This is a genomic window from Streptomyces sp. NBC_00448 (assembly GCF_036014115.1).
Taxonomy (GTDB): Bacteria; Actinomycetota; Actinomycetes; order Streptomycetales; family Streptomycetaceae; genus Actinacidiphila.
The window spans coordinates 6,355,321-6,378,608 of record NZ_CP107913.1 but is presented as its reverse complement, the minus strand read 5'-3'; the positions used below and the strand labels follow the sequence as shown (position 1 = coordinate 6,378,608).

At 73.3% G+C, this 23,288-nt stretch carries 15 protein-coding genes; 3 read left to right on the top strand and 12 right to left on the bottom strand.

What is annotated here, in order from left to right; translation table 11 throughout:
- Nucleotides 1-5: 5 nt before the first annotated feature.
- The 7 genes from OG370_RS27485 to OG370_RS27455 form a co-directional block, all read right to left on the bottom strand.
- Nucleotides 6-2,558: a SpoIIE family protein phosphatase gene (locus OG370_RS27485; protein ID WP_328474450.1), complete on the bottom strand. Its 2,553-nt coding sequence runs from the start codon at nucleotides 2,556-2,558 to the stop codon at nucleotides 6-8.
- Between the two features lie 238 nt (nucleotides 2,559-2,796).
- Nucleotides 2,797-5,424, bottom strand: a complete 2,628-nt coding sequence (locus tag OG370_RS27480; protein ID WP_328468812.1) for a SpoIIE family protein phosphatase — start codon at nucleotides 5,422-5,424, stop codon at nucleotides 2,797-2,799.
- Between the two features lie 116 nt (nucleotides 5,425-5,540).
- Entirely contained in the window at nucleotides 5,541-5,729 is a 189-nt protein-coding gene (locus OG370_RS27475; protein ID WP_328468810.1) for an SPOR domain-containing protein, read from the bottom strand.
- Between the two features lie 291 nt (nucleotides 5,730-6,020).
- Entirely contained in the window at nucleotides 6,021-6,773 is a 753-nt protein-coding gene (locus tag OG370_RS27470) for a GntR family transcriptional regulator (protein ID WP_328468808.1), read from the bottom strand.
- A 209-nt stretch (nucleotides 6,774-6,982) separates the two neighbouring features.
- Nucleotides 6,983-8,008 carry a DUF4190 domain-containing protein gene (locus OG370_RS27465; protein WP_328468806.1) on the bottom strand — a complete coding sequence of 342 codons (1,026 nt, stop codon included), beginning with the start codon at nucleotides 8,006-8,008 and terminating at the stop codon, nucleotides 6,983-6,985.
- 26 nt (nucleotides 8,009-8,034) lie between these two features.
- On the bottom strand, nucleotides 8,035-8,553 hold the full coding sequence (locus tag OG370_RS27460) for a DinB family protein (RefSeq protein WP_328468804.1): 519 nt from the start codon (nucleotides 8,551-8,553) through the stop codon (nucleotides 8,035-8,037).
- A 71-nt stretch (nucleotides 8,554-8,624) separates the two neighbouring features.
- Nucleotides 8,625-8,771, bottom strand: coding sequence for a hypothetical protein (locus tag OG370_RS27455; protein ID WP_328468802.1), 147 nt, complete (start codon nucleotides 8,769-8,771; stop codon nucleotides 8,625-8,627).
- A 66-nt stretch (nucleotides 8,772-8,837) separates the two neighbouring features.
- Between OG370_RS27455 and OG370_RS27450 the strand changes: the two genes are divergently transcribed.
- The gene (locus tag OG370_RS27450) at nucleotides 8,838-9,329 is read left to right on the top strand and encodes an 8-oxo-dGTP diphosphatase (protein ID WP_328468800.1); all 492 of its coding nucleotides are present in this window, start codon (nucleotides 8,838-8,840) and stop codon (nucleotides 9,327-9,329) included.
- A gap of 109 nt (nucleotides 9,330-9,438) precedes the next feature.
- Here OG370_RS27450 and OG370_RS27445 read toward each other — a convergent pair whose 3' ends face one another.
- From OG370_RS27445 to OG370_RS27435, 3 genes are all read right to left on the bottom strand, one after another.
- The gene (locus OG370_RS27445) at nucleotides 9,439-10,221 is read right to left on the bottom strand and encodes a ferritin-like domain-containing protein (RefSeq protein WP_328468798.1); all 783 of its coding nucleotides are present in this window, start codon (nucleotides 10,219-10,221) and stop codon (nucleotides 9,439-9,441) included.
- Between the two features lie 128 nt (nucleotides 10,222-10,349).
- The gene (locus tag OG370_RS27440; RefSeq protein ID WP_328468796.1) at nucleotides 10,350-13,445 is read right to left on the bottom strand and encodes a glycoside hydrolase family 15 protein; all 3,096 of its coding nucleotides are present in this window, start codon (nucleotides 13,443-13,445) and stop codon (nucleotides 10,350-10,352) included.
- 151 nt (nucleotides 13,446-13,596) lie between these two features.
- The gene (locus tag OG370_RS27435) at nucleotides 13,597-15,903 is read right to left on the bottom strand and encodes a carbohydrate-binding module family 20 domain-containing protein (RefSeq protein ID WP_328468794.1); all 2,307 of its coding nucleotides are present in this window, start codon (nucleotides 15,901-15,903) and stop codon (nucleotides 13,597-13,599) included.
- A gap of 314 nt (nucleotides 15,904-16,217) precedes the next feature.
- On the opposite strand from OG370_RS27435, the gene OG370_RS27430 reads away from it, so the two are divergent.
- On the top strand, nucleotides 16,218-17,192 hold the full coding sequence (locus OG370_RS27430) for a class I SAM-dependent methyltransferase (RefSeq protein ID WP_328468792.1): 975 nt from the start codon (nucleotides 16,218-16,220) through the stop codon (nucleotides 17,190-17,192).
- Nucleotides 17,193-17,339: 147 nt separating this feature from the next.
- Here OG370_RS27430 and OG370_RS27425 read toward each other — a convergent pair whose 3' ends face one another.
- Nucleotides 17,340-17,873: an EF-hand domain-containing protein gene (locus OG370_RS27425; RefSeq protein WP_328468790.1), complete on the bottom strand. Its 534-nt coding sequence runs from the start codon at nucleotides 17,871-17,873 to the stop codon at nucleotides 17,340-17,342.
- 300 nt (nucleotides 17,874-18,173) lie between these two features.
- Between OG370_RS27425 and OG370_RS27420 the strand changes: the two genes are divergently transcribed.
- The gene (locus OG370_RS27420) at nucleotides 18,174-20,438 is read left to right on the top strand and encodes an ATP-binding SpoIIE family protein phosphatase (protein WP_328468788.1); all 2,265 of its coding nucleotides are present in this window, start codon (nucleotides 18,174-18,176) and stop codon (nucleotides 20,436-20,438) included.
- Nucleotides 20,439-20,531: 93 nt separating this feature from the next.
- Here the strand turns inward: OG370_RS27420 and OG370_RS27415 are convergent, their stop codons facing one another.
- Complete coding sequence (locus OG370_RS27415; RefSeq protein ID WP_328468786.1) at nucleotides 20,532-23,285, bottom strand: alkaline phosphatase family protein; 2,754 nt, start codon at nucleotides 23,283-23,285, stop codon at nucleotides 20,532-20,534.
- Nucleotides 23,286-23,288 lie beyond the last annotated feature (3 nt).

Below are 23,288 nucleotides of genomic sequence, written 5' to 3'. Positions count from 1 at the left end.
GCGCCCTAGAACATGCTGAGCAGGTCGTCCACGGACGGCCCGGCGGAGCCCGGCTGGCCGCCGCGCAGCGCCAGTTCGAACCAGACGGTCTTGCCGCGGTGGGTGCGGCGGCTGCCCCAGCTCTGGCTGAGCATCGCGACCAGTTGCAGGCCGCGCCCGCCCTCGTCGGTGTCCCGGGCGCGGCGCCGGCGCGGCTGCATCAGCGCGTTGTCCCACACTTCGCAGACCAGGGTGCGGTCCAGCAGCAGCCGTAGCCGGATGTCGCCGTAGCCGTGCCGCAGCGCGTTGGTGACCAGCTCGCTGACGAGCAGTTCCGTGGTGTCGACGAGGTCGTCGAGACCCCACTCCAGCAGCTGGTCGCGGGCGAGTTCGCGGGCCTTGGCGACGGAGGTGGGCTGCGGCGCGAGCGTCCAGTCGCCGACCTGCTCGGCCGGCAGCCCGCGGATACGGGCCATCAGCAGCGCGATGTCGTCCTCGCCGTGGGCGGTGTCGAGGGTCGCCAGGATGTGGTCGCAGACGTCCTCCAGCGGGCGGGCCGGGCCGGCCAGCGAGGCGCGGAAGGCGTCAAGGCCCTCGTCGAGCGGGTGGTTGCGGGACTCGACCAGGCCGTCGGTGTAGAGGGCGAGCAGGGCACCCTCGGCCAGCTCCACCTCGACCTCCTCGAAGGGCTCGCCGCCGACGCCCAGCGGCACCCCCCGGGGCACTTCGAGCAGCAGCGGGTCCTCGCCGGGCTCGACCACGACCGGCGGCAGGTGCCCGGCGTTGGCGATGGTGCACCGGCGGGTCACCGCGTCGTAGACGACGTAGATACAGGTGGCGAGGTAGACCTCGGCGAGGTCGACGTCGGCGGGGTTCTTCGAGCGGCGGGTGCGGCCGGCCGAGGAGGAGCCGAGCCCCTCGGCGACCTCGTCCAACGCGCCCAGCACCTCGGCCGGTTCGAGGTCGAGCATCGCCAGGGTGCGGACGGCGGTGCGCAGTTCGCCCATCGCGACGGCCGCGCGCAGGCCGCGGCCCATCACGTCGCCGACCACCAGGGCGGTGCGGTGGCCGGGCAGTTCGATGACGTCGAACCAGTCGCCGCCGACCTCGGTCTCCATGCTGCCGGGCAGGTAGCGGCAGGCGATGTCGAGGCCGGTCGCCTCCGGGTCGTCCGGCGGCAGCAGGCTGCGCTGGAGGATCAGCGCGCGTTCGTGCTCGCGGCGGTAGAGCCGGGCGTTGTCGAGGAAGATGGCGGCGCGGGCGGCCAGTTCCTCGGCGAGCATCCGGTCCCGCTCGGTGAACGGCTCGCTGCCCTTGGCCCGGGAGAACTGCACCAGGCCGAGGACGGTGTCGCGGGCCACCATCGGCACCACCAGGGTGGACTGCACCAGCGGGGTGCCGCCCAGGTCGTGGCCGCCCTCGCCGTCGAGCACCTGGAGCTGGGCGGTGCGCAGCGCGCGGGCGCTGGCGGAGCCGAACCGGAAGCGGTGCACCGAGCCGACCGAGACCGGACCCTCGCTGGGTTCGACGTCGTCGTCGCCGGCCATCGCCACCGGGGCGTCGGAGACCGAGCTGGCGAAGGCGACCCGGCGGACCTCGCCGCTGCCGTCGGTGGTGCGGGCCAGGTCCTCGGCGCCGGACAGCAGCGCCTGGTAGAGGTCGACGGAGGCGAGGTCGCAGAAGTGCGGCACGGCCACGTCGAGCAGTTCGCGGGCGGTGGTCTCCAGGTCGAGGGAGGTGCCGATCCGCGAGCCGGCCTCGTTGAGCAGCGCGAGGTTGCGGCGGGCGTGGGCGGCCTCGCGCTCGGCGCGCTGCCGGCCGGTGACGTCCATCGCCAGGCCCGCGACACCGATCGGGCGGCCGGAGTTGCTGTGCAGCCGGTACAGCGAGATGGACCAGCGGCGGCGGGCCGGGTCGCCGGGCACGGTGCCGACCAGCGGCATGTCCAGCACCGCGTCGCCGGTCTCCAGTACCTGCCGCAGCGCGGCGGACAGCCGGTCGGCCTCCACCCGGGAGAGGAAGTCCTGCGGGCCGCGGCCCGGTTGCTCGGTCGGGCGGCCGAAGACCGCGGCGAAGCGGTCGTTGACCCGGACCAGGCGCAGGTGGGTGTCGAAGAGCACGAAGCCCATCGGGGACTGCCCGAACACCGCCTGGGAGGCGGCCAGATCGGTCTCGATCTGGCGCAGCGCGGCCACGTCGACCGCCAGGCACAGCGCGCCGTGGTCGGCGGGCATCACGTAGACCTCGGCGCGGCCCTCGGCGCCGGAGGCGTCGCGGTACGGCACCAGGCCCTGCCACTCGCGGCCGTCGAGGATCTTCGCCAGCCGCTGGTGCGCGCGCGTTTGCACGTCGGGCGGCGCGAAGGCGGCGATCGGGTCCTTGCCGACGGCCTCGGCCGCGGTCAGCCCGAAGAACTCGGTGGCGCGCTCGCTCCACTGGTCGATCCGGCCCTCGGCGTCAAGGGAGAAGGAGGCGACGCGTATGTAGTCATACAGGGACCCGGGCGGGCTGGACTGCCAGACGCCGGCCTTTGCCGCGTCCGCGTCGTCGTCGCCGGGCGGAACCGCCCCTGCTGGCATGTCGCTCACTCGCCCGACCCCTCCAGCTCAGCACACATGGACCGGTTGGACCCGAGTATTCAGCATGGCGACCGTCCAGCACACGGTCTTGTCGATCACAGCATCATCTCGGCTCCTGGGGCGCGGGGGCCGTCCCCGGAACACCACGGTCGCACCTCTCGCTCCCGCCTCTTCGGCATACCCGGCACAGTCGCTCGCAACCATCGAGCCCGTCGGCGCCCCCGGCAGCGCCCTGCGGTCACGGCAGAGCCAGTTCGAACCAGACGGTCTTGCCGAGCGAGCCGTGCCGCGTCCCCCACCGCCGGGACGCCCCGGCCACCAGTTGCAGGCCCCGCCCGCCCTCGTCGTCCTCGGCCGCCACCCGCTCGCGCGGCGGGTCCGGCAGCGGGTCCGACACCTCCACCAGCAGCGAGCCGCCGCGCACCATGCGCACCCCGATCGGGCCGTGCGCGTACCGCAGCGAGTTCGTGACCAGTTCGCTGACCAGCAGCACCGTGACGTCGGTCAGCGACGCCAGGCCCCAGGACGCCAGGGTGTCGCGGACCCGGCGGCGCGCCAGCCGGACCGCGCTCGCCTCGGCGGGGAAGGTCCAGGCGGCCGTGGAACCGGCCGGCAGGCCGCCGAGGCGGGCCATCAGCAGCGCCACGTCGTCCGGCTCGCGGTCGGGGTCCATCGTGGCCAGCAGGTCGTCGCAGGCGTCCTCCAGGGAGCCCAGCCGGCGGCACAGCGTCTCCCGCAGCCGCTCGATGCCCAGGCCGATGTCCTTGCCGCGGGCCTCGACCAGCCCGTCGGTGTAGAGCACCAGGACCGCGCCGTCGGGCACGTCGAGCTCGGTGGTCTCGAAGCGGACCCCGCCGACGCCGAGCGGCACCCCGGTGGGCAGGTCCAGCAGCCGGGCGTAGCAGCGGTCCGGGTCGTCCTGGTGCTCCACCAGCACCGGCGGCGGGTGGCCGGCCTGGGCGATGGCGCAGCGCCGGGTGGAGGGGTCGTAGACGGCGTACACCGCGGTGGCCATCCAGCCCTCGGTCCGGTTCTGGGCGAGGTCGTCGCCCAGCTCGTTGACCCGGCGCAGCAGTTCGTCGGGCGGCATGTCGAGGCCGGCGAGGGTGCGGACAGCGGTGCGCAGCCGGCCCATGGTGGCGGCGGCGACCAGGCCGTGGCCCATCACGTCGCCGACGACGAAGGCGAGCCGGCCGCCGCCGAGCGGGATGACGTCGAACCAGTCGCCGCCGACCTCCGCGCCGCTGCTGCCGGGCACGTAGCGGTAGGCGATGTCGACGCCCGGCGGCTCGGGGACGGTACGCGGCAGCAGGCTGCGCTGGAGGGTCAGCGCGCCCTCCCGCTCGCGGACGTACAGCCGCGCGTTGTCCAGGGCGGTGCCGGCCCGGTCGGCGAGGTCCACGCCGAGCGCGAGGTCGTCGCGGTCGAAGGGCTCGCGGCCGCGGTCGCGGGCGACCACCAGCAGCCCGAGCACCACCCCGCGGGCCCGCAGCGGCAGCACCAGCATCGAGTGGAGGCCCAACTCCAGGGCGGCGTCCACCTTGGGGTCGTCGGGGTAGGTGGTGGCGCGCAGTTGGTCATCGCCGTCGAGCAGCCGCGGCTCGCCGCCGGCCAGCACGGTGCCGAAGACGGAGCGCCGGGTGAAGCCGATCGACTGGCCGCGCCGCAGCATCCGTTCGACCTGCGGGGTCCAGTGCGCGGCGCCGACGCCGAGCTGGCGGAGCGGCTGGGTCTCGCGGAAGCCGGCGGTCGGCAGGTCGCCGCCGCCGGCCACCTGCGCGTGCAGCAGCACCCCGGAGTAGCCGGCGAAGGTGGGCACCAGCGCTTCGGCGATGGTCTCGGCGACCCGGCGCACGTCGAGCACGCCGGCGATCCGCGAGCCGACGTCGTTGAGCAGGGTGAGGCGGCGGCGGGCCCGTTCGGCCCGCTCGGCGGCCTGCACCCGTTCGGTGACGTCGATCACGGTGGCGCTGACGCCCAGGACCCGCCCGGCCCGGTCGACCAGCCGGTGGTACGACAGCGAGCGGTGGCCGCGGCCGCCCGGGGCGGGCGCCACCACGTCGATCACCGGCCGGCCGGTGTGCAGCACGCGGCGCTGGAGCGCGGCCAGTTCGCGGGCGGTCTCGGCGTCGAGGAGCTCCTCGACGCTGCGGCCGATGTGGTCGGCCGGCAGCATGCCGTTCATGGCGGCGAGCGCGTCGTTGACCCGTACGTAGCGCAGGTCGCGGTCGAGGATCGCGACGCCGAGCGGGGAGGAGTCGAACAGGGAGTCCAGGGCGGCGAGGTCGTGTTCCAGGGTGCGCAGCCGGCTGGTCTCCGCGAGGGAGGCGAGCACGAACGGGCGGCCGTCGCCGTCGACGAGCAGGCTGGCGCGGGTGTCGACCTGCACGGTGTGGCCGTCGCGGTGGCGCAGCGAGAGGATGCCGTTCCAGCGGCCGGTGCGCAGCAGTTCGCCGAGGATCTGCTCGGGCCGGCCGTCGCCCTCGGACGCGTCCGGGGGAAGGGGGTTCCGGGCTCCGGGGCGGGACGGCTCGGCGCCTGCGGCCCCCTCCTCCCCTGTGTCCGCGTCACCGGGGAACGGCTCGGGCGGGCCGAAGAGTCCGCCCACCCTGCGGCCGACGATGTGCTCGCCCGCCCAGCCCAGGACGTCCTCCGCCAGCGGGCTCCACAGCAGCACCCGGCCGCTGGTGTCCAGCATCACGACGGCCACCCGGAGGGCGTCCAGCAGGGTGCCGGAGGCGCGCGGCCCGCCGGCGGCGTCCGGCTCCTGGCCGGGGAGCGGCGCGGAGGGCGGTTCGGGCGGCGGCGGTACGGGCCGGGGGGCGCGGCCGGGCGGCGCCCCGGGGTCGTCGCCGCTGGCGCTCATACGTTGCACCCCCGACCGGGTCGGGTCGGGTGTGCGCGCACCCGACCTCCAAGAGAGGTTTACCCCCTCTTACCCGATATTGCCCTTTTCTGCGCAGGTGTGCGCGGAAGGGGCCGTCACGCCTCGGCCGCGCGGGGCACGACCTGCTCGATCACGTACACCTGCGGCGGGGCCGACGGGGCGGCGGGGTAGGTCAGGGTCTCGGCGACCCGCTCGGCCTCCGCGCGTGTCGCGTACCGCCCCACCCGGTAGCGGTTGCCGCCCTCGTCCTGCCGTATGAGGACCCAACCGAACTCCGACGTCACTACGCCGCCCCCTCCTTCGCGCCTCGGCCGCCGCATCCGGGCCGGTCCCGTGCTGGCGGAATCGGCGATGCGCATATGCCCGACCCTACGCCCGGGGTTCACCCGGCGGGCACGGAATGACACGAAGAGGTACCGATCCGGCCACTCGTTCGACCTGAAGTTGACGCTCCGTCAGCGCCCCTTCCGGGCACGGCGATACGGCGCGTCCGTACGGCACGGCGATACGGCGCGGGGCGCGGCGAGGCCGACGCCCCGCAGCGCCCCGCGACGCGGTGCGGGGCGCCTACGGCCTCAGCGCACGGGCAGGTGGTAGACGGCCCGGTAGCGCTCCGCCGGGATCACCACGTCGGCCGTCTCCACCGGCCGCCCCGATGCGTAGTACGTGCGGCGGATCTCGATCACGATGTGCCCGGGCACGCCGCCCAGCGCCGAGGTCTCCTCGGCCAGCCCCGGCCGCGCGCCGACCTCCTCGGACATGTGGTCGACCAGCACGTCGATCGCCGCCATCCGGGGCACCACGCCCTGCCCACCGACCGGCCCCTCCTCCGGGAGCAGCACCGGGGTGCGGGCGGTGAGCGCCAGCGGCTCCCACGAGGTGGAGAGCATCGACGGCTCGCCCTCGGTGCGGAACAGGTAGCGGGTGCGCATCACCCGGTCGCCGACCTGGACGCCCAGCCGCTCGGCGATGTCGGCGGACGCGGAGTCCTGCACGCTGCGGGACTCCCAGGTGCCCTTGCTCTCCTCGTCGGCCTGCTCCTGGCGGTAGGGGCTCGGCAGACCGGTCGGCCGGAAACCGCTGCGGACGATCCTGCGCCGCTCGGGCCGCTCGCGCACGTAGGTGCCCGAGCCCGAGCGGCCCTCCACGTAGCCCTCCGCCATCAGCACCTTGCGCGCCTCCAGGGCCACGGTGTCCGAGACGCCGTAGTCGCTGCGGATGCGGGCCTGCGAGGGCAGGCGGGCGTGGGGCGGCAGCGTGCCGTCGAGGATCTTCCGCCGCAGATCCCCGGCGACGCGCAGATAGGCGGGCTGCTCACCGAAGGCCACGTGCCCCTCCCAGGGGTTGACTGTGTGCGACAGCTTGGCAACCCTCGGTGCACGACCGCAAGCTCTCCCCTGAACGTCACCCGACGTGCGGGAGCCCGGATCGGAGCCCGTAGGACCTCCCACCGTGCTCGTACGCCGCACCCGTCACGCTCCCGCCGGGCTCGCGCGGGCCCCGCCGCCCTTCGCGCGGCCGGCCGGTCAGGGACGGATCAGACGCCCACCCCCGAGTCGCCGCCGTCGTCGGAGGAGCCGCCGTCGGAAGAGCCGCCGTCGGACCCGCCGTCAGACCCCTTGCCGTCCGACCCGCCCCGCACCGAACCGGTCACCTTGGCGTCGGCGTCGCCGAAGAAGCAGGTCACCGAGCGGTCGCCGGCGGCCCACAGCGACCTCTGCGGGCCGAAGAAGAACAGCCGCATGCCGTCCTGGAGCGACCCGCCGTCCAGGTACTCGCTCATCTGCTTGCCGCAGGTCGCCTGGGCCTGGCTGGTGATCGCGTCGACGCCCGGATAGGAACCGCTCGTGCTCGGGTCGAGGCTGTAGGTGTAGAACGCCTCGGCGTCGTGCGCCTTGGCGCAGTCGACCACGTTCACCGTCCGGGACACCTTCGCGCCCCCCTCGAACTCCTTGAGCGAGTGCCCGACCGTGTTGAAGCACTGGCCGGCCTTGATGTCCTGGACGTTGGTGTTGCCGCCGTCGTCCAGCACGCCGAGCGCGCCGAGCGTGATCAGCAGCGCGGTCAGCAGGGTGGTGATCGAGTTGATCGTGATGCCCGCGATGGCCAGGCCGCGCCCGCGCTGCCCCTGCCGCTTGCCCTGCTTCAGCCCGCCGATGCCAAGACCCAGGCCGAGCAGCGGAACGCAGGTGAAGGACGTCACCAGCGAGGCGATCGACAGCCCGTTGGTGGTGCGGTTCGCCGCGTACCAGCCCGCGCCGGGCCCCGGATACGCGGTGTACTGCCCGGGAATCCCCGGCCCGCCCGGGGCCGCGTACGGATTCGGGTTCGGCTGCTGGTAGGGCCCCGGCCCCGCGCCGTAGGGCGGCTGGCCGTCGCCGCCGTACGGCGAGGGCTGCGCGTACGGCGTCTGCGGATAGCCGTACGGCGGGCCGGACCCGTACGGCGAAGAGGAGCCGCCGTAGGGCGGATCGGGGGCGGGGGGCGGCGGCGGGGGGCCGGCCGGGTATCCCCCGGGCGGCGGCGGCTGGTCCTCAGGGGACGGCGGCGGAGATATGTCCACCAGGGGAGTTTACGATCCCCTTACCGCTACGCCCCCACCGTCCCGTCGACTCCTTCGCGAAGGAAGTCCGCGTGGCCGTTGTGCCGTCCGTACTCCAGCAACACGTGCACCATCACCATCCGCAGGCTCACTTCTTCCTCCCACCTGGGCTGGTATCCGGCCACGTCCAGCGACGCGGCCGCCGCCTCGATCCGCCGGGAGGCCGCGACCTCCGCCTCCCACGCGCCGAACGCCTCCGCCCGGGTCGAACCGCTCGCGTCGTACGCCGCCTGGAAGTCGATCTCCCGCGACCACACCATGGGGGCGTCGTGGTCCTCGAACACCCGCCGGAACCAGGCCCGTTCGACCTCCGCCAGGTGGCGCACCAGGCCCAGCAGCGACAGCGTGGACGGCGGCATCGAGCGCTGCCGCAGCTCCTCGTCGCCGAGCCCCGCGCACTTCATCGCCAACGTGGCCCGGTGGTAGTCGAGAAACGCCCGCAGCGTCTCGCGCTCCGTCCCGAAGTTCGGCGGCCCGACACGTACGTCCTCGATCTCGCTGGTCATGGCAGGAGCCTAGAGGAGCACGGCGGGCCGCCGAACGGCAGGCGGAGCCTTGCGGGTCAGGGGCGCGCGGGTCAGGGGCGCGGGTCGCACGCGGTGGCCCGGGCGCGGGCCTCCCACCGGCCGATCTCCGCGCGCGGCCGCTCCAGATGGCCGACCACCCGTTTCGCCCTGGCCTGGCCGCGGGCCGCGAAGGGGCGGCCGACCCGCGCGTACGTCACCGCGTGCCGGCAGGCGGCAGGGGGGCGCGTTGTGGCGTCGGGGGAAGGTGCGCCATGATCCGACGGATGGACCAACGTACTCATACCTGCCTGTGTTTCTGCCTGCGCGACGGCGCCGACGGCCGTACGGAGGTGTTGCTCGGGCGCAAGAAGACGGGGCTCGGCGCGGGGAAGGTGGTCGGTCTCGGCGGGCACGTGGAGCCCGGCGAGAGCGCGGCCGAGGCCGCGGTGCGCGAGGTGGCCGAGGAGTCGGGGCTGGTGGTCGACGCGGCCGACCTGCGCTCCGCGGCCGTCGTCGACTGGCGGTTTCCGGCCCGGCCGGCCTGGGACATGTGGGTCACCGCGTTCACCACGTCCCGCGTGCTCGGGGAGGCCGCCGAGACCCGCGAGATCGCGCCGCTCTGGGTGCCGGTCGACGCGCTGCCGCTCGACTCCATGTGGGACGACGCCCGCCATTGGGTTCCCCAGGTGCTGGCGGGGCGCACCCTCGACGCGGAGATCGTCTTCTCCGACGACAACGAACACGTCGCCTCCGCCACGATCCGTACGGTGCCCTGACCCGCCGGGGTGGTGCGTTCTGTCGGTTCAGGGACCACCTGCCGGTGGAGGGTTGCTCGCGCCGACCGAAAGGTCCCGTGGATCACAGGTCGGGGCACCCCCGGGAGGGTCAGGCTCGCGCGGGAACGGGGGCACTACCGAGGGCGTCGCGGCGCAGAGGCATCGTCAACGTCGTCATGCGGCGCCAACCGTGCACGCGCTCGTAGAGGTAGGTGAGGTGGATGCCGAAGCGGATCAGCGCGGCGGTGGGCGCCGGCCACCGCAGGATGCGGCCCATCCGGGCCATCACCGCGAGGCTCACATCGCGGTGCACCCGGATCTCCGCGTGCGCGCACTCGCGCAGTACGCGGTGGATGACCCGGCCGTGCCCGGCGGCAGCCAACCGCAGCAACTCCTCGTGGCAGTAGGCGAGGTGGTTGTCCTCGTCGTGCGAGATCGCCCGGACCGCGCGGCCGACCTCCGGGTGCTCCGCGAAGTACCTGAGCAGCAGCGCCATCTGCTCGGACGCGCGCTGCTCGGTGACCCGGCTGTGCGCCAGATACGTGACGATGTCCTGCTCGGTCAGCGGCTGGTCCGCGCGCAGCCGGGTGTGGGCCAGCCCGATACCGGCCCGCTCCAGCAGCATCGTGTAGTCGGTGTCGGCCGGCACCGGCACCGGCTCCAGCCCGCGCTTGCGCAGCAGCGCGTTGAAGATCCGGCCGTGCTTGTCCTCGTCGGCGCCGTGCCGGGCGATCTTCGGGGCCAGCTCCCGCTGCGAGGGGGGCACCAGCGCGGCGATCCGGCCGTTCTCCCAGCCGCCCTGGGCCTCGCCGCTGGCCGCGATGGAGCAGAAGAGCCGGTAGGCGTCGTCGTCGTCCACGATCGAGGTGAACAGCCCGCGCACCGAAAGCATCCCGTACCCCTCTCGCCGCCCAGCAGGTATCAGCGCCAGTCAAGGTTGGCCCCGGCCGGACCGCAACCGCATCGTCCCCGCGGTTCGCCCATCCGGGCGACTCCCGCGGGACCGTGCGGCCGGCGGGCTCAGCAACCGCCATAGCCCTCCCAGTTCGCGACGGTGTCGTGCTGGGTGCCGCCGTCGATCACGAGGGTGCGGTTGCCGACGTAGGCGCAGCCGGCGGTCTCCTCGTTGTTCGCCCAGGCACCGCCGAGCGTGTACTTGTACTGGATCGTGGTGGGGCCGGCGGCCTTGACGGTGGCGGTCCAGTGGGTGGCGTCGACGCGGGTGAAGGCGATCCCGTCCGGTGCCCAGTCGGCGGCGCCCCCGCCGAGCGCGGACAGGGTGCCGGCCAGGTAGACGGTCTTGCCGCTGGGGTCGGTGGCGGCGGGCACCGTCAGGTCGATCACCTCGACGTTGTTCGCGGTGGTGGTGGCGGTGACGGCGGCGGAGGCGTCGGACTCGTTGCCGTCGGTGTCGTAGGCGGTGACGGTGTAGGTGTACGCGGTGGTGGGCGTGAGGCCGGTGTCGGTGTAGGTCGTGCCGGTGGTGGTGCCGGCCAGGGCGGTGGCGCCGCTGCCGGTGGCGCGGTAGACGCGGTAGCCGGCCACGGTGCCGCCCGAGGTGTCGGTGGCGGCCTGCCAGGACAGCGCGGCGGTGGTGCTGGTGGCGGTGGCCTTCAGGCCGGTCGGGGCCTGTGGCGGCGGTCCGGGCGTCTTGGTGGTGACGTGGATGCTCGCCGAAGCGGGCGAGGTGCCGATGTTGTTGGAGGCGGTGACGTAGTAGGTGTAGCCGGTGGCGGCGTCCAGGCCGCTGTCGGCGTAGGTGGTGTCGGCGGTGGTGGCGACCAGGGCCGCGGTGCCGCTGCCGGTGGCCCGGTAGACCTGGTAGCCGGCCGCGCGCGCGTCGCCGGTCCAGGACAGGGTGACGCCGGTGGTGCGGACGGCGGTGGCCGCGAGGCCGGTGGGCGCGGCCGGGGCCTCGGTGGGCGGCGCCGCGCACACGTCGAAGGTCTGGCAGACGGCGGTGGGCGTGTCCACGTCCTGGCCGGCGGAGATGTCGACGGCCAGCCGCACGTACTGGGCCATCGCCCACATCAGCGGGGTGGCGGAGTTGTCGGGCTTGCCGAAGGTGAAGCCGTTGGTGCCGGTGCTGCCGCCCCAGACCTGCTCGGAGATCTGGTGGTCGGCGGCGGCGCCGGCCATGGTCCCGAGTGCGGACTGCGCGCCGGTGAGGTCGCCGGCGGCCACCTCGTACTCGCCGCGCTCGCCGGTGAGCACCGGCCAGGGCTGCCCGGTGCCGGCGCCGGTGTAGTCCGCGCCCGAGCCGGTCTCGCCGTAGCCGTCGAAGCCGTAACGGTGGTCGATGGCGCCCTCGGGGGTCCGCACAGCGATCTGTGCGTCGTCGACGCCGAGGGTGTTCGTCACCTCGGTGGACTTCGGGGCCAGCACCCCGAGCCGGACCAGGTCGAGGAAGCTCTGGTCGACCACGGTCCGGTCGTCGTGGTTGCCGCCGCCGTTGGCCAGGCCGATGGTGGCGCCGGAGTCCGGCTGACCGTCGGGGGTGATCCGTAGGAAGTAACTTCCGTTCCCGTAGGAGCCGTTGGTGGTGTAAGTCCAACTGTCCACCTTCGACGCCCAGTCCTTGGCGGTGGTCAGCCACGAAGTGGCGTCCGCGGTATCGCCGTTGGCGGTGGCGAGCTGAGCGGCGCAGACCAGGCCGGCGATCTCGGCGGCGATGGTGGCCGGGGAGTAGCCACCGTTCTCCTCCCAGCGCTCCTGCCCGGTGGTGGGGCCGTTGGACGCGATGAAGGCGGCCAGCAGCTTCACCTTGGCGAAGTCGGCGGCGCCGGTGCGGCCCAACTGGTAGGCGAGGATGATCGGATCGGCCTGCTCGTCCTGCTGGTTGCCGCCCCACATCGGGTTGCCGTTCAGCCAGGTGTTCTGCTTGACCTGCCCGTTCGCGGACATCTCGTAGTCGAGGATGTACGTCAGCGCGTCGCTCGCGTCCTGCTTGTCACCGACGGCCAGCAGCGCGGAGGCCATCTGGTACTCGTCGCGGGTCCACACCAGGTGGTAGCCGTGCTGCCCGCCGCCGTCGGCGCCGACCGACGCTCCCCACGGGGTGGACGGCGAGGCGACGAAGGCACCGGTGTACGTCTTGTCCTCGTCGGCCTTCAGCTCCATCAGCGAGATCTCGTACTGCGTGAGCAGGTCGGGGCTCGAAGTGACCGACGCCGGCGGCGAGTCGAGGCCGGCCCACCAGTCGTGCCAGCCGGACTGGAAGGCGCTCTCGGTGGCGGCGAAGCCGGCCGCCAGCGACGCGGAGGCGTCCGAGACGGCCGCGGCGGTGGTCGCGCCGAAGGCCAGCGCCATGGTGAAGGTGGTCGAACCGGAGGCGGCGACCGGGATGCCCGCGGTCTGCTCGATGTGACCGGGACTGGGCACCGCGCTGTAGGGGGTGGACAGTTCGTGGCCGCCGGTGAGCTGGGCGCTGCCGCTGCTCGCGGTGCCGACGTAGCCGGTGGAGGCGGTGGTGAAGGGCACGGAGGCGGCGAGCGCGCTGGCCACCGGGCCGTTGGACGCGGTGAGGTCGCCGCTGGCGTCGTCGGTGCCGCCGCTGTTGCCGTTGCCCTGGTTGTCCAGTTGCGGCAGGTAGTCCGCGTAGAGCGCCAGCGGGGTGGCGGAGTTGTTGGTGAAGGTGGTGTGCACCAGGATCACCGAGCGGGCCGGGTCGGCGACGTAGGTCTTGGTGATCGTGTACGCGCCGGAGGTGGCGGTGTTGGTCTGGGTGAAGGTCGGCGACTTCGGGTCGGCGAGGGCGACCTGGTGGGTGGTGGAGCCGATCTCGTCGTCGGTGAAGGTCGAGCCGTCGCTGACGTAGAACTGGAGGCCGTAGGTGTCCGGGTTGTCGGTCTGCGGGTAGTACACGTTCTGCAGCGCGCCGTTGGCGAGCAGGTACCAGACCTTGGAGTCCGGGCCGATCGCGGTGGCGTAGCCCTGGGTGCCCAGCGGCTCGTTCCAGCTGGAGGCGGAGCCGGGGCCACCGGGGGCGGTCGCGGCGCCGGCCGGCGGGGAGGTCCAGGCGACCGCGGCGGCGAGCAGGCCCGCGCAGGCGGCGGCGACGGTGAGCAGGCGTCGGCGGGATGGGGGCGCGTCGGACGGGCGGAGCGGCATATGCATGACTGCCTTCCGGGTGGGGGGATCTGCGAGGGAGGGCGAGGTGCCGTCGGCGTGGGGTGCCTTCGGCGAGGCCCGCGCGACGGGGCCCGGACACGCGCCGGTCCGGGCCCCGTCGCGGGGCGACTGCCTTGCTGCCGGACTTCCAGGTGCCTTACTTCCAGGTGTCGTCGAGCGTGAGCGAGCCAGAACCGCCGGTGCCGGCGGTGCGGTTGGCGCCCGACTCCCATGTCACGTTCCCGGAGGCGTCCTTGAGGATGTACTTGTACTCGAAGGACGTGTTCGGCGGCAGGTTCGCGGTGCCGGACCAGTGCGCCTGGTCGGTGGAGCTGAGCGCGATCGCCTGGGCGGGGGCCCAGTCGCCGAGCACCGGGATCGAGCCGGTCACGTAGACCTTCTGGCCGGCGGGCGCGGACTCCGCCTCGTGGAAGGCGACGGCGACCTGGTTCGCGCCGCCGGAGGACTGGACGCCCCAGGTGTCGTTCAGGGTGCCGCCTGCGCTGCCGGTGCCGGCGGTGTGGTTGTTGCCCGGCTCCCATGTCACGTTCCCGGACGCGTCCTTGAGGATGTACTTGTACTCGAAGGACGTGTTCGCCGGGAGGTTCACCGCACCGGTCCAGGCGGTGCCGTCGGTGGAGTCCAGCGGGATCGCCTGGGTGGTGTCCCAGCCGGCCAGCGCCGGAATGGAGCCGACCAGGTAGACCTGCCGGCCGGAGGGCGCGGCCTCGGACTCGTGGAAGGTCTCGGTGACGGTGCCGGCCGGCGGGGTGGTCGGGGGCGTCGTCGGCGGCGTGGTGGGCGGGGTGGTCGTCGAGGTGCCGGCCTGGTACAGCGCGACGGAGTCGTGCGCGGGCACGGTCACCGAGGCGGTGCCGTCCGAGCCGACGGTGACGGTGGAGCCGCTGCAGCCGCCGGAGGAGGTGAGGTCGCCGTGGATGACGTCGCAGTACGTGCCCGCGGCCAGGCCGGTGGTGAAGGTGCCGGTCACCGCGGAGTCGCTGTTGTTCAGGCTGATCCACGCCTGGTCACCGCGGCTGAACGCGATCGCGTTGCTGCCGTTGTCCCACCAGTTGGCGACCTGCCCGCCCTGGGCCGCGTTGTGCCAGCCGACCATGTTCGCGATGCCCTGCACCCGGTCGGTGCACACCCACGCGCTGGAGGAGCAGTCGGTGTCGGTGACGTAGCCGTTGCCGTCGGCCGGCGGGGAGTCGTCGGAGCTGTTGAAGGCGAAGCCGGAGTACACCGTCGGGGCGCCGTATCCCCAGGCGAGCATGAACTCGGTGGCCAGCGTGTACTGCGAGCCGTTCTTGTAGTTCAGGGTGCTGCCGTTGCGCTCGGTGTCGTGGTTGGTGACCATCGCGCCGTCCTTGTCGGCCGGCTCCAGGCCCCAACTCTGGCCGAACGTCTTGAGGTTGGCGATGTTCCCCTGGAACTGCGCCTTCATCGCGTTGGCGTAGTCGAAGCCGATCACGCTGCCGTTGGACTCGAACGCGGCGGGCGCGAGGTTGCCGCCGCTGCCGAGCGCGACCTCCTGCAGGACGTACGGCCGCGCGCCCCACTCGGTGTCGGAGAGCCGGGACTCGATGTTCGCCATGTCGGACTGGTTGATGTGCTTGGCGGAGTCGACCCGGAAGCCGTCGACTCCGTAGCCGATCAGCTTGTTGAGGTATCCGGCGATCTTGCCGCGCACGTCGTCGGTCTCGGTGTAGAGGTCGGCGAGGTTGGACAGGTCGCACTCCTGGACCTGGGTCTGGTTGTTCCAGTCGTCGATGGCCATGTCGGCGTTGGGGCAGTTGGCCGGGGAGGTGTGGAAGTCCGAGGGGGCGTAGGGGACTTGGCCGTAGGACTTCGAGCCGACGTTGAAGCTGTCGCCGCCGTAGGAGTCGGTGCTGGCCTGGTCGTTGCCGGACATGTGGTTGATCACCGCGTCGGCGTAGACCTTGACGCCCGCGTCGTGGCAGGCGGTGACCATCGACTGGAACTGCGCCTCGGTGCCCATCCGGCTGTTCAGGTCGTAGCCGACCGGCTGGTAGATCTCCCACCAGGGGTGCGCGCCGGACAGCCGGATCGAGTCCTGCGGCGGGGCGACGAGCACCGATCCGTAGCCCTTGGGGCCGAGTTGGGTGGTGCACTCGTTCGCGACCGACGGCCAGTTCCACATGAAGAGGTTGGCGGTCACGTCGCTGCCGTTGCCGCCGCTCGCGGCCGCGGTGGTGGCGGGGCCCGCGTGCGCGGTGCCCTGGACGGCGGCGAGCGGGACGACGGCGCCGGCCACCAGGGCGGCGGCGGCGAACAGGGCCCGGCGGACGCCTCGTCGGCCCCCGCGCCGCGGCGTCCGCGGCCGGCCGCCGTGCGGCTCGGCGTGGCGTGACGCCGGGGATCGCGGCTCCGAGGAGGGCGACTCGAAGCAGGGCGGCTCCGCGCGGTGGGGGGGATCGGCGCGGTCTGGTGAGCGAAGCATGGATGGCTCCCGCTGATGGTGGAGGACTGCGGCATGCGTACGCGACCACCCGGCTCCGACGCGCCTCGGACGAGCGGCCCGGTGGCCCTCCCGTGGGCCCCCGGAGCCAACCGCCGTGGCAGGCACGGCGGTTGAACGCGAGGTAGACCATGCTCCGGACCGGCAGCCCCGTCAAGACGTGCTGCAACAACTTTCCTGGTGTTGCAGAAAGCTTGCGCAGTGCGGTCCAGGGCAGGCCGGGGAGAATCACCTTTTGCGGTGGGTTACCGGGAAATCACCGAGGACGGCCCGGTACGGCTGCCACGGTTGCGGGCATGGACGCAGATGCGACGCCCGCTCCTGACCTGCAGGACGGCCACGCCGGAGACCGGACCGAGCCCCGAATCGTCGCCGAGGCCGAGCGCGGGTCCGTGCCCGAGTACGAGACTGTTCCCGAGCCTCGATCCGAGCCCGGGGCCGAGCTGGCCGTCGGGCCCGGGGCCGGAGCCGGGTCCGGCGCTCCGGCCTGGAGCCAGGAGCGCTACCGGGACGGGATGTTCAGCCACGCCGTCGACGGCGAGCGCGGCCGTCTCCAGCTGCTGGAGTCCGTGCTCGACGAGGCCACCCGGTCCCGGCTGACCGCGCTCGGCCTGAAGCCCGGCGACGACGTGCTGGAGGTCGGCGGCGGCGCGGGGTCGGTGGCCCGCTGGACGGCCGGGCAGGGCGCCCGGGTGACCGTGACCGACCTGGACACCGCCTTCCTGGGCGATCTGTCCGGGCCCGGGGTACGGGTGCTGCGGCACGACATGTACACCGAGGACTTCCCACCGGAGTCGTTCGACGTGGTGCACACCCGCTTCGTCCTGCTGCACCTGCCCGACCCGGACCGGGCGGTGGCGCGGCTGGCGAACTGGCTCAAACCGGGCGGGGTGCTGCTGGTCGAGGAGCCGGCGTCGTTCCCGGTGCTCGACTCCCCGCACGCGGCGTACCGCACCGTGATGCGTGCCTTCCGGGACCACCTGGAGCGCGCGCTCGGCTCCCACACCGCGTGGGCCCGGAGCCTGCCGGTTCCCTTGCAGCGGGCCGGACTCGGCGAGGTCGGCATCGACCCGCGGCTGCAGGTCGTGTACGGCGGCGGGGCCGAGACGCGATGGTGGCAGATGACCCTGGAGCAGGCCCGCGAGGGGATCGTGGCGGCGGGCCTGGCGCGCGACGCCGACTTCGAGGCGGCCTACCGGGAGATGGGCGCGCCCGACTTCGTCGACCTGTCCCTGGCGGTGTTCGCGGCGTGGGGCCGGCGGGTGCTGTGACACCCGCCGGCCCCACGGTCCCGGCGGGCCGCGCGGGACGCCGTCCGGCCGTCGGCGCGGCCCCGGCACGGCCCTCGCGCGGTCGACCCGCGGCCGTGCCCCCGATCGGCTCTCGTACAGCTCTCAGGAAACTCCCCGGGAGGCTCCTCAGACGGCCGGGGCGCCGACCAGGTGGTCGGCGGGGATGCCGCCCTTGAGCGGGTGGTAGTAGTCCTTGATGGCCTCCACCCAGACCGGCACCGTGACCCGGTCCGCCGCGTCGGGCGCGAACGCGTCGAACAGCGCGTGGATGTTGGGGAGTCGGAAGCCGATCGCGGTCATCAGCGCCACGAACAGCGGGCGTTCGATCAGGCCGTCGCCGTCCGGATCGCCCAACGCGGCCAGGGCGTGGGCGAAGTCGGCGATCGCGTCGTCGAACCGCTCCGGCGCGAGCACGCACGCCTGGAACTCCTCGTAGCTGATCCGGCCGTCCTGGTTGGCGTCCAACTCCGTGACCAGCGTGGTCCAGTAGCGCTGGAAGGCGGCCGCCATCGCGGCCCTGGCGGCATCGTCGGAGGCGGTCGCCGCTTCGGCCACGCGCCGGTTCATCAGGTCGAAATCGTCGGGTTCGAGGTATCCGTTGCCGTCCGCGTCGAACAGCGTGAAGACCAGCTTGACTCGGTTGATCGCTTCGGTGCGCATCCTTGTCCCGCCTTCCGTCGGAATCCGGGGGCACCGGGGACCCCCGGAGACTCTGCGGTTCCACTGTGCGAGCCTCCGTGCCGCCCCGGCCCGGGAACGGCCGGGCTTCACCGCAATGAGTGAGCTTCCCGGGACAAACCCGGCGGAGCCGGCGCACGGGAGCTCCACACGGCGGTCACGGGGCTCGCGTACGGCGCTCGCGGGCCCCTGGCGGGCGGCGGGCGCTGCCGGGCGGGGCGGCGCGCCCGGCGCGCGGGCGGTCGGCGCGCGGGCGGTCGGCGCGCGGGTTTCAATGGGCGTATGGGTTCGAGCGGGCCTGGGCGGCGAGGCGACGCCGACGGGCCGGAGGGACCGGCGCGCCGGTCGCGAGGCGACGCGGCGCTGGTGGTGGACGCCCGCAAGACGGTGGTGAGCTGCACCAGGCGGGCCGCGGCGCTGCTCGGATGCAGCCCCGACGCGCTGCGCGGCCGCGATGTCGTGGAGCTGTTCGAAGACCCCGGGACCTGGTCCGTGCTGGCGTCGGGCGCGCTCGGCGGCCGGCAGAACACCGGCGGGGTGGTGCTGCTGCGGCCCGGCGGCGGGACGCTGCACGTCCGGCTGCGGGTGTCCGTCCTGGTGCCGGACGGCGCGCACGGCGTGCACTTCCTGCTGCGGATGGCGCAGGGCGGCCCGCCGGGCCCGGACCGGGCCGAGCCGGGCGCCGCGGCGCAGGACCCCGACCCGAGTGCCGAGGACACCGAGCCGCGCGCCGAGGACGGCCCGCTGAGACGCCCGCGGCTGGCCACCGCGGGCGGCAGCGCGTCGGAGCGGGCCGACCTGCGGTACGCGTCCGCGGCGGCGATCGGCGGGTCACTGGACATCACCCGCAACGCGGAGGACCTGGCGGCCGTCCTCGTGCCCGCCTTCGCGGATCTGGCCGCGGTCGACCTGACCCTCTCCGTGCTCCAGGGCGAGGAGCCCGCCCCGTTCACCGGCGCGACGCCGCTCCGCCGGGTGGCCGTGGCGGCGGTCGACGGGTGGCCGCAGGAGCTGTACCCGCGCGGCGCCACCCTGACCGTCGGAGACGTCGCGAGCGAGCAGGTGCGGCGCGGCGCCGCGGGCTTCCTGCCCGACCTCACCGAGCTGCGGTCGCTGCTGGCGGCGCAGGAGGAGCGGTCCCGGCTGTTCCTTCCGCCCGGCGCCACGTCGCTGCTGCTGATGCCGGTGCAGGCGCGCGGCCTGGTCCTGGGCACCGTGCTGCTCTGGCGTACCGGCCGGCGCCGCCCGTTCGACGAGAACGACGCCGGCCTCGCCGACGAGGTCGCCTCGCGGGCCGCGCTGAGCATCGACAACGCGCGCCGCTACACCAAGGAGCGCCGTACCGCCGAGACCCTTCAACGCAGCCTGCTGCCAAGGGTGGTGGAGGAGAGCACGGCGGCCGAGACGTCCGGCGTGTACGTGCCCGGCGGCACCCCCGAGGGCATCGGCGGGAGTTGGTTCGACGTCATCGAACTGTCCTCCGCCCGGGTCGCGTTCCTGGTCGGGCGGGTGCCCGGGCACGGGCTCGGCGCGACCGCCGCGATGGGCCGGCTGCGCGCCGCGGTGGGCACCCTCGCCGACCTGGACCCGGCGCCCGACGAACTCCTCAGCCACCTCGACGACTTGGTCGTGCGCTTCGCGAACACCGACGACCGCGACCCGGTCCACACCGGTATCGAGGGCGCGCTGCGCGGGGCCTCCTGCGTCTACGCGACCTACGACCCGCTCACCGGCCGCTGCCTCATCGCGTCGGCGGGGCACCCGGGACCGGTCCTGGTACGGGGAGGGGCCGCCGGGCCCGGCCAGGTCGACGCCACCGATCCGGCCGGACCCGACGCCACCGAACCGCCGGCCGCCGCCGAACCGCTGGTCGCCGAGCAGGTCGAGGTCACCGCGGGCCCGCCGCTGGGCACCGGCAACGGGCCTTTCGAGATGGCCGAGTTGCTGCTGTCCGCCGGAGACGTCCTGGTCTTCCACAGCGACGGCGCCGCACCGCGCGACGACCCGGCCGGGCACCGCCGGCAGGCGGCGGTCGCGGAGGTCGCGCGGTCGGCGGCGGCGAGCGGCCGCTCGATGGCGGACGCCGGCCGCGAGCTGCTCGGCCGCCTCTCCGACCCGGCCCCCGACCACGACCAGGCCCTCCTGCTGGCCCGCACCCGCGAGTTGCCCGCCGACCTGACCGCCGGGTGGACGGTGACCGCCGACCCCGAGGCGGTCGCCGAGGTCCGTTCCGGCGTCACCGACCAGCTCACCGCCTGGGGCCTGACCGAACTGGCCTTCAGCACCGAGCTGATCGTCAGCGAACTGGTCACCAACGCCATCCGGTACGCGGGCGCGCCGATCACCGTCCGGCTGATCAAGGACCAGCGGCTGATCTGCGAGGTCTCCGACCCCAGCCAGACCCAGCCGCACCTGCGCCGCGCCCGCCTCACCGACGAGGGCGGCCGCGGGCTGTTCCTGATCGCCCAGCTCACCCACCGCTGGGGCAGCCGCTACACCCCCGAGGGCAAGACCATCTGGACCGAGCAGCTCCTCACCCCCCGCTGACCGCTCCCCCGCCCCGACGCCGCCCCGCCCGTACCCGCGACAGAGCCCCCGGACGGCGTGCTGCCGTCCGGGGGCCCTTCGACGCTGTCGGTGTCAGTCGTCGTTGTCCGCGGACGGGATGTAGGCGCCGGGTACGGCGTCCGGTGCGTAGATCTTGCTCTCACCGGGGTACGGCTTCGCCCAGTTGTGCGTCTGGTACCAGGTGAAGTGGTTCATCTGGGCGGGCGGGGCGTAGTCGGGCACGGCGTTGGGGCCGGTCAGCCGCTGCTTCGACTTCCAGGCGTTCCACTGGGCCGCCACGGTCTTCTCGGCCGCCGGCACGCTCACCGACGGCACGGCCGCCGCCTTGGGGTCCTGCGGTGCCGGGGTGTCCACGCCGCACGACGGCGGGGTGGTCACTCCGGCGGTCAGCGAGGTCCGGTTGGGCAGCGCCGTGAACGGGGTGTCGTCCGGCTTGGCCCGGAACGCGCCCGTCATCGGGCTGGCCGCGCTGTCCTTCTGGTTCATCGGGTGGATGCCGAGGATCTGCTCGATGGTGCGGATCATGGTGATCTGCGAGTAGTAGTGGTCGTCCACCACGCCGTGCTGCGCATAGGGGCTGATGATCTGGATCGGCGCGCGGTGGCCGTCGACGTGGTCGAGGCCGGCCTGGGAGTCGTCCTCGACGACGAAGATCGCCGAGTCCTTCCAGTACTTGCTGTGCGAGATCGTGTCGACCATCCGCCCGACGGCGAGGTCGTTGTCGGCGACCTGGGCGGCCGGGCTGGCCGGGCCGCCGGTGTGGTCGCTGGAGAGCCAGAACATGTTCAGGTTCGCCGGACCGTTCTTCTCGAAGTCCTGCTGCCAGATCTGCTCCCGGTAGATGTCCGGGACGCTGGTGTCGAACTTCGGGAAGGTGGGCAGCGAGACGTTGTTCAGCGACGGGATCGGCGAGGAGGAGTCGAGCGTGTAACCGCTCGGCTGGCCGGTCGCGTTCATGTTCCTGGCGTCGCAGTACAGGTTCTGCCAGCTCGCGTCGGCCGGCTTGGTCAGGAACTGCTGGAACTCGCCGAAGTCGCGCACGGTCTTCCCGGCGGCCTGCGCGCCGGTCCACAGGAAGCCGCTCTTCTGGTGGCCGAGCGCGTCGTCCTCGGTGTCGTAACTGCGCGTGTACTCACCGGCGGAGGACTCGGTGTACTCCGGATCGTCGGCCTGCATCAGCCAGTTGTGGCCCTCGGCGGAGTTGGTGCCGATGTCGTAGGTGTTGTCGTACAGCCCGAACTGCGTGGCCAGCGCGTGCTGGTTGGGCGTCACGTTCTCGCCGAACTCCGTCAGCGCCGGGTCGCCGTCGCCCTGCGGCATGTCGCCGAGGACCTGGTCGTAGGTCCGGTTCTCCTTGACGATCAGGAAGACGTGCTTGATCGTCGACGGGTCGCCCAGCCGGGCCGGGACCGGCACCGCCTTCGCCTTGCGGCCCTTGGCGAGCTTGACGTCGCTGCTGGTCCAGCCGTTCTGCTGGAAGACCTTGGCGGTCTCGGCCCTGATCACGCGGTCGTTCGGCAGCGTGAAGTGCGTCAGGCTGGACGTCGTGTCATGGGTGCCGTGCCCGGCGCTGGTGGTGGGGCGGCGGGAGTCGATGCCGCGGGTGTTGGAGACGACCACCTGCTTGCCGACGGTGGTGATCTCCGCGGGGAAGTAGTCCGTCGGGAGCAGGCCGACGTAGCTGACCGGCTCCTGCGCGGTGCGGTACTTGTAGACGGCGATCGCGTTGGCGCGGCCGAGCGTCACCAGCAGGTGGCCGTCGTCGGTGAGCGTGACCGCGTCGGGCTCGTAGCCGACCGACGCCTCCGGCCAGGGCTTGGTGGAGATGGTCTGGACGACCTTGCCGCGGGCGGTGTCGATCACCGCCACGTCGTTGCTGGCGGTGTCGGTGACGAACACCGTGCCCTTCTTCGCGTACAGCGCGGTCGGGTGCAGGCCGACGTTGATGGTCGCGGGGGCGGCGGCCGGCGTCGCCAGGTCGATGACGCTGACGGTGCCGGTGGTGGTGGCGCCGGTCACCGGGCTGGCCGGCACCTGGGTGTTGTAGGAGTTGAGCGTGGTGTCGCCGCTCTTCGCCGGCCGGCCGCCCTCGTTGCTGACGTAGAGCTTGCCGCCGACCTGCACGAGGTCGCGCGGCGCGTTGCCGACCGCCCAGCTCTGCTCGATGGCGCCGGTCGCCGCGTCGATGGCGACCACCCGGTTCTGGCCGTTGACCGCGGAGTACACGGTGGAGCCGTCGGCCGAGAACACCGCCGCCCCGACCAGGGCGTGCTTGGCGCCGTCCGCCGGGATCTTGACGGACACCGGGTCGGCGAGGGTGCCGTCGGCGTTCACGGTGAAGCGGGTGTAGCCGTCGGTCTGGCCCAGCCACAGTTGCGAACCGTCGGGCGAGTACGAGGGGCCCTCCTGGCCCACGTCGTTGCCGCTGATCCTCAGGTTCGCCGCCGCGTTGTTGCCGACGAGCTGCTGCACCTTCCAGGTCTTCAGGTCCACGATGGTCAGCGCGCCGTCGCCATCGGTGACCGAGGCCGCGAGGTGGGTGCCGTCCGGGCTGACCGAGGACGACATGATCTTGCCGTCGTTGATGACGAGGCGGTCGCCGTACGGCGCGAGGTACTGGTCGCTGGAGATGACCTGGCCCTTGTCGGTGGTCTGGCCGACCTGCTGGGTGCCGAACTGGTGCGTCTGGGCGAACGCGGTGCCGGTGGCGCCCAGCGCGAGCGTGGTGAGGCCCGCCGTGACCAGTACCGTCCGGCGGCCGATGCGCCGGCCGAGAAAGACGACTTGCGCCTTCCCGACACGCCTTCGGCGGCGTGTTACCTGCATCAG

What these genes read in the sequence shown, in the direction of transcription:
- OG370_RS27485 (WP_328474450.1), bottom strand. Translation starts at nt 2,558, where the DNA reads ATGCCAGCAGGGGCGGTTCCGCCCGGCGACGACGACGCGGACGCGGCA.
- OG370_RS27480 (WP_328468812.1), bottom strand. Translation starts at nt 5,424, where the DNA reads ATGAGCGCCAGCGGCGACGACCCCGGGGCGCCGCCCGGCCGCGCCCCC.
- OG370_RS27430 (WP_328468792.1), top strand. Translation starts at nt 16,218, where the DNA reads ATGGACGCAGATGCGACGCCCGCTCCTGACCTGCAGGACGGCCACGCC.
- OG370_RS27420 (WP_328468788.1), top strand. Translation starts at nt 18,174, where the DNA reads ATGGGTTCGAGCGGGCCTGGGCGGCGAGGCGACGCCGACGGGCCGGAG.
- OG370_RS27460 (WP_328468804.1), bottom strand. Translation starts at nt 8,553, where the DNA reads ATGACCAGCGAGATCGAGGACGTACGTGTCGGGCCGCCGAACTTCGGG.
- OG370_RS27435 (WP_328468794.1), bottom strand. Translation starts at nt 15,903, where the DNA reads ATGCTTCGCTCACCAGACCGCGCCGATCCCCCCCACCGCGCGGAGCCG.
- OG370_RS27440 (WP_328468796.1), bottom strand. Translation starts at nt 13,445, where the DNA reads ATGCATATGCCGCTCCGCCCGTCCGACGCGCCCCCATCCCGCCGACGC.
- OG370_RS27415 (WP_328468786.1), bottom strand. Translation starts at nt 23,285, where the DNA reads ATGCAGGTAACACGCCGCCGAAGGCGTGTCGGGAAGGCGCAAGTCGTC.
- OG370_RS27425 (WP_328468790.1), bottom strand. Translation starts at nt 17,873, where the DNA reads ATGCGCACCGAAGCGATCAACCGAGTCAAGCTGGTCTTCACGCTGTTC.
- OG370_RS27450 (WP_328468800.1), top strand. Translation starts at nt 8,838, where the DNA reads ATGGACCAACGTACTCATACCTGCCTGTGTTTCTGCCTGCGCGACGGC.
- OG370_RS27445 (WP_328468798.1), bottom strand. Translation starts at nt 10,221, where the DNA reads ATGCTTTCGGTGCGCGGGCTGTTCACCTCGATCGTGGACGACGACGAC.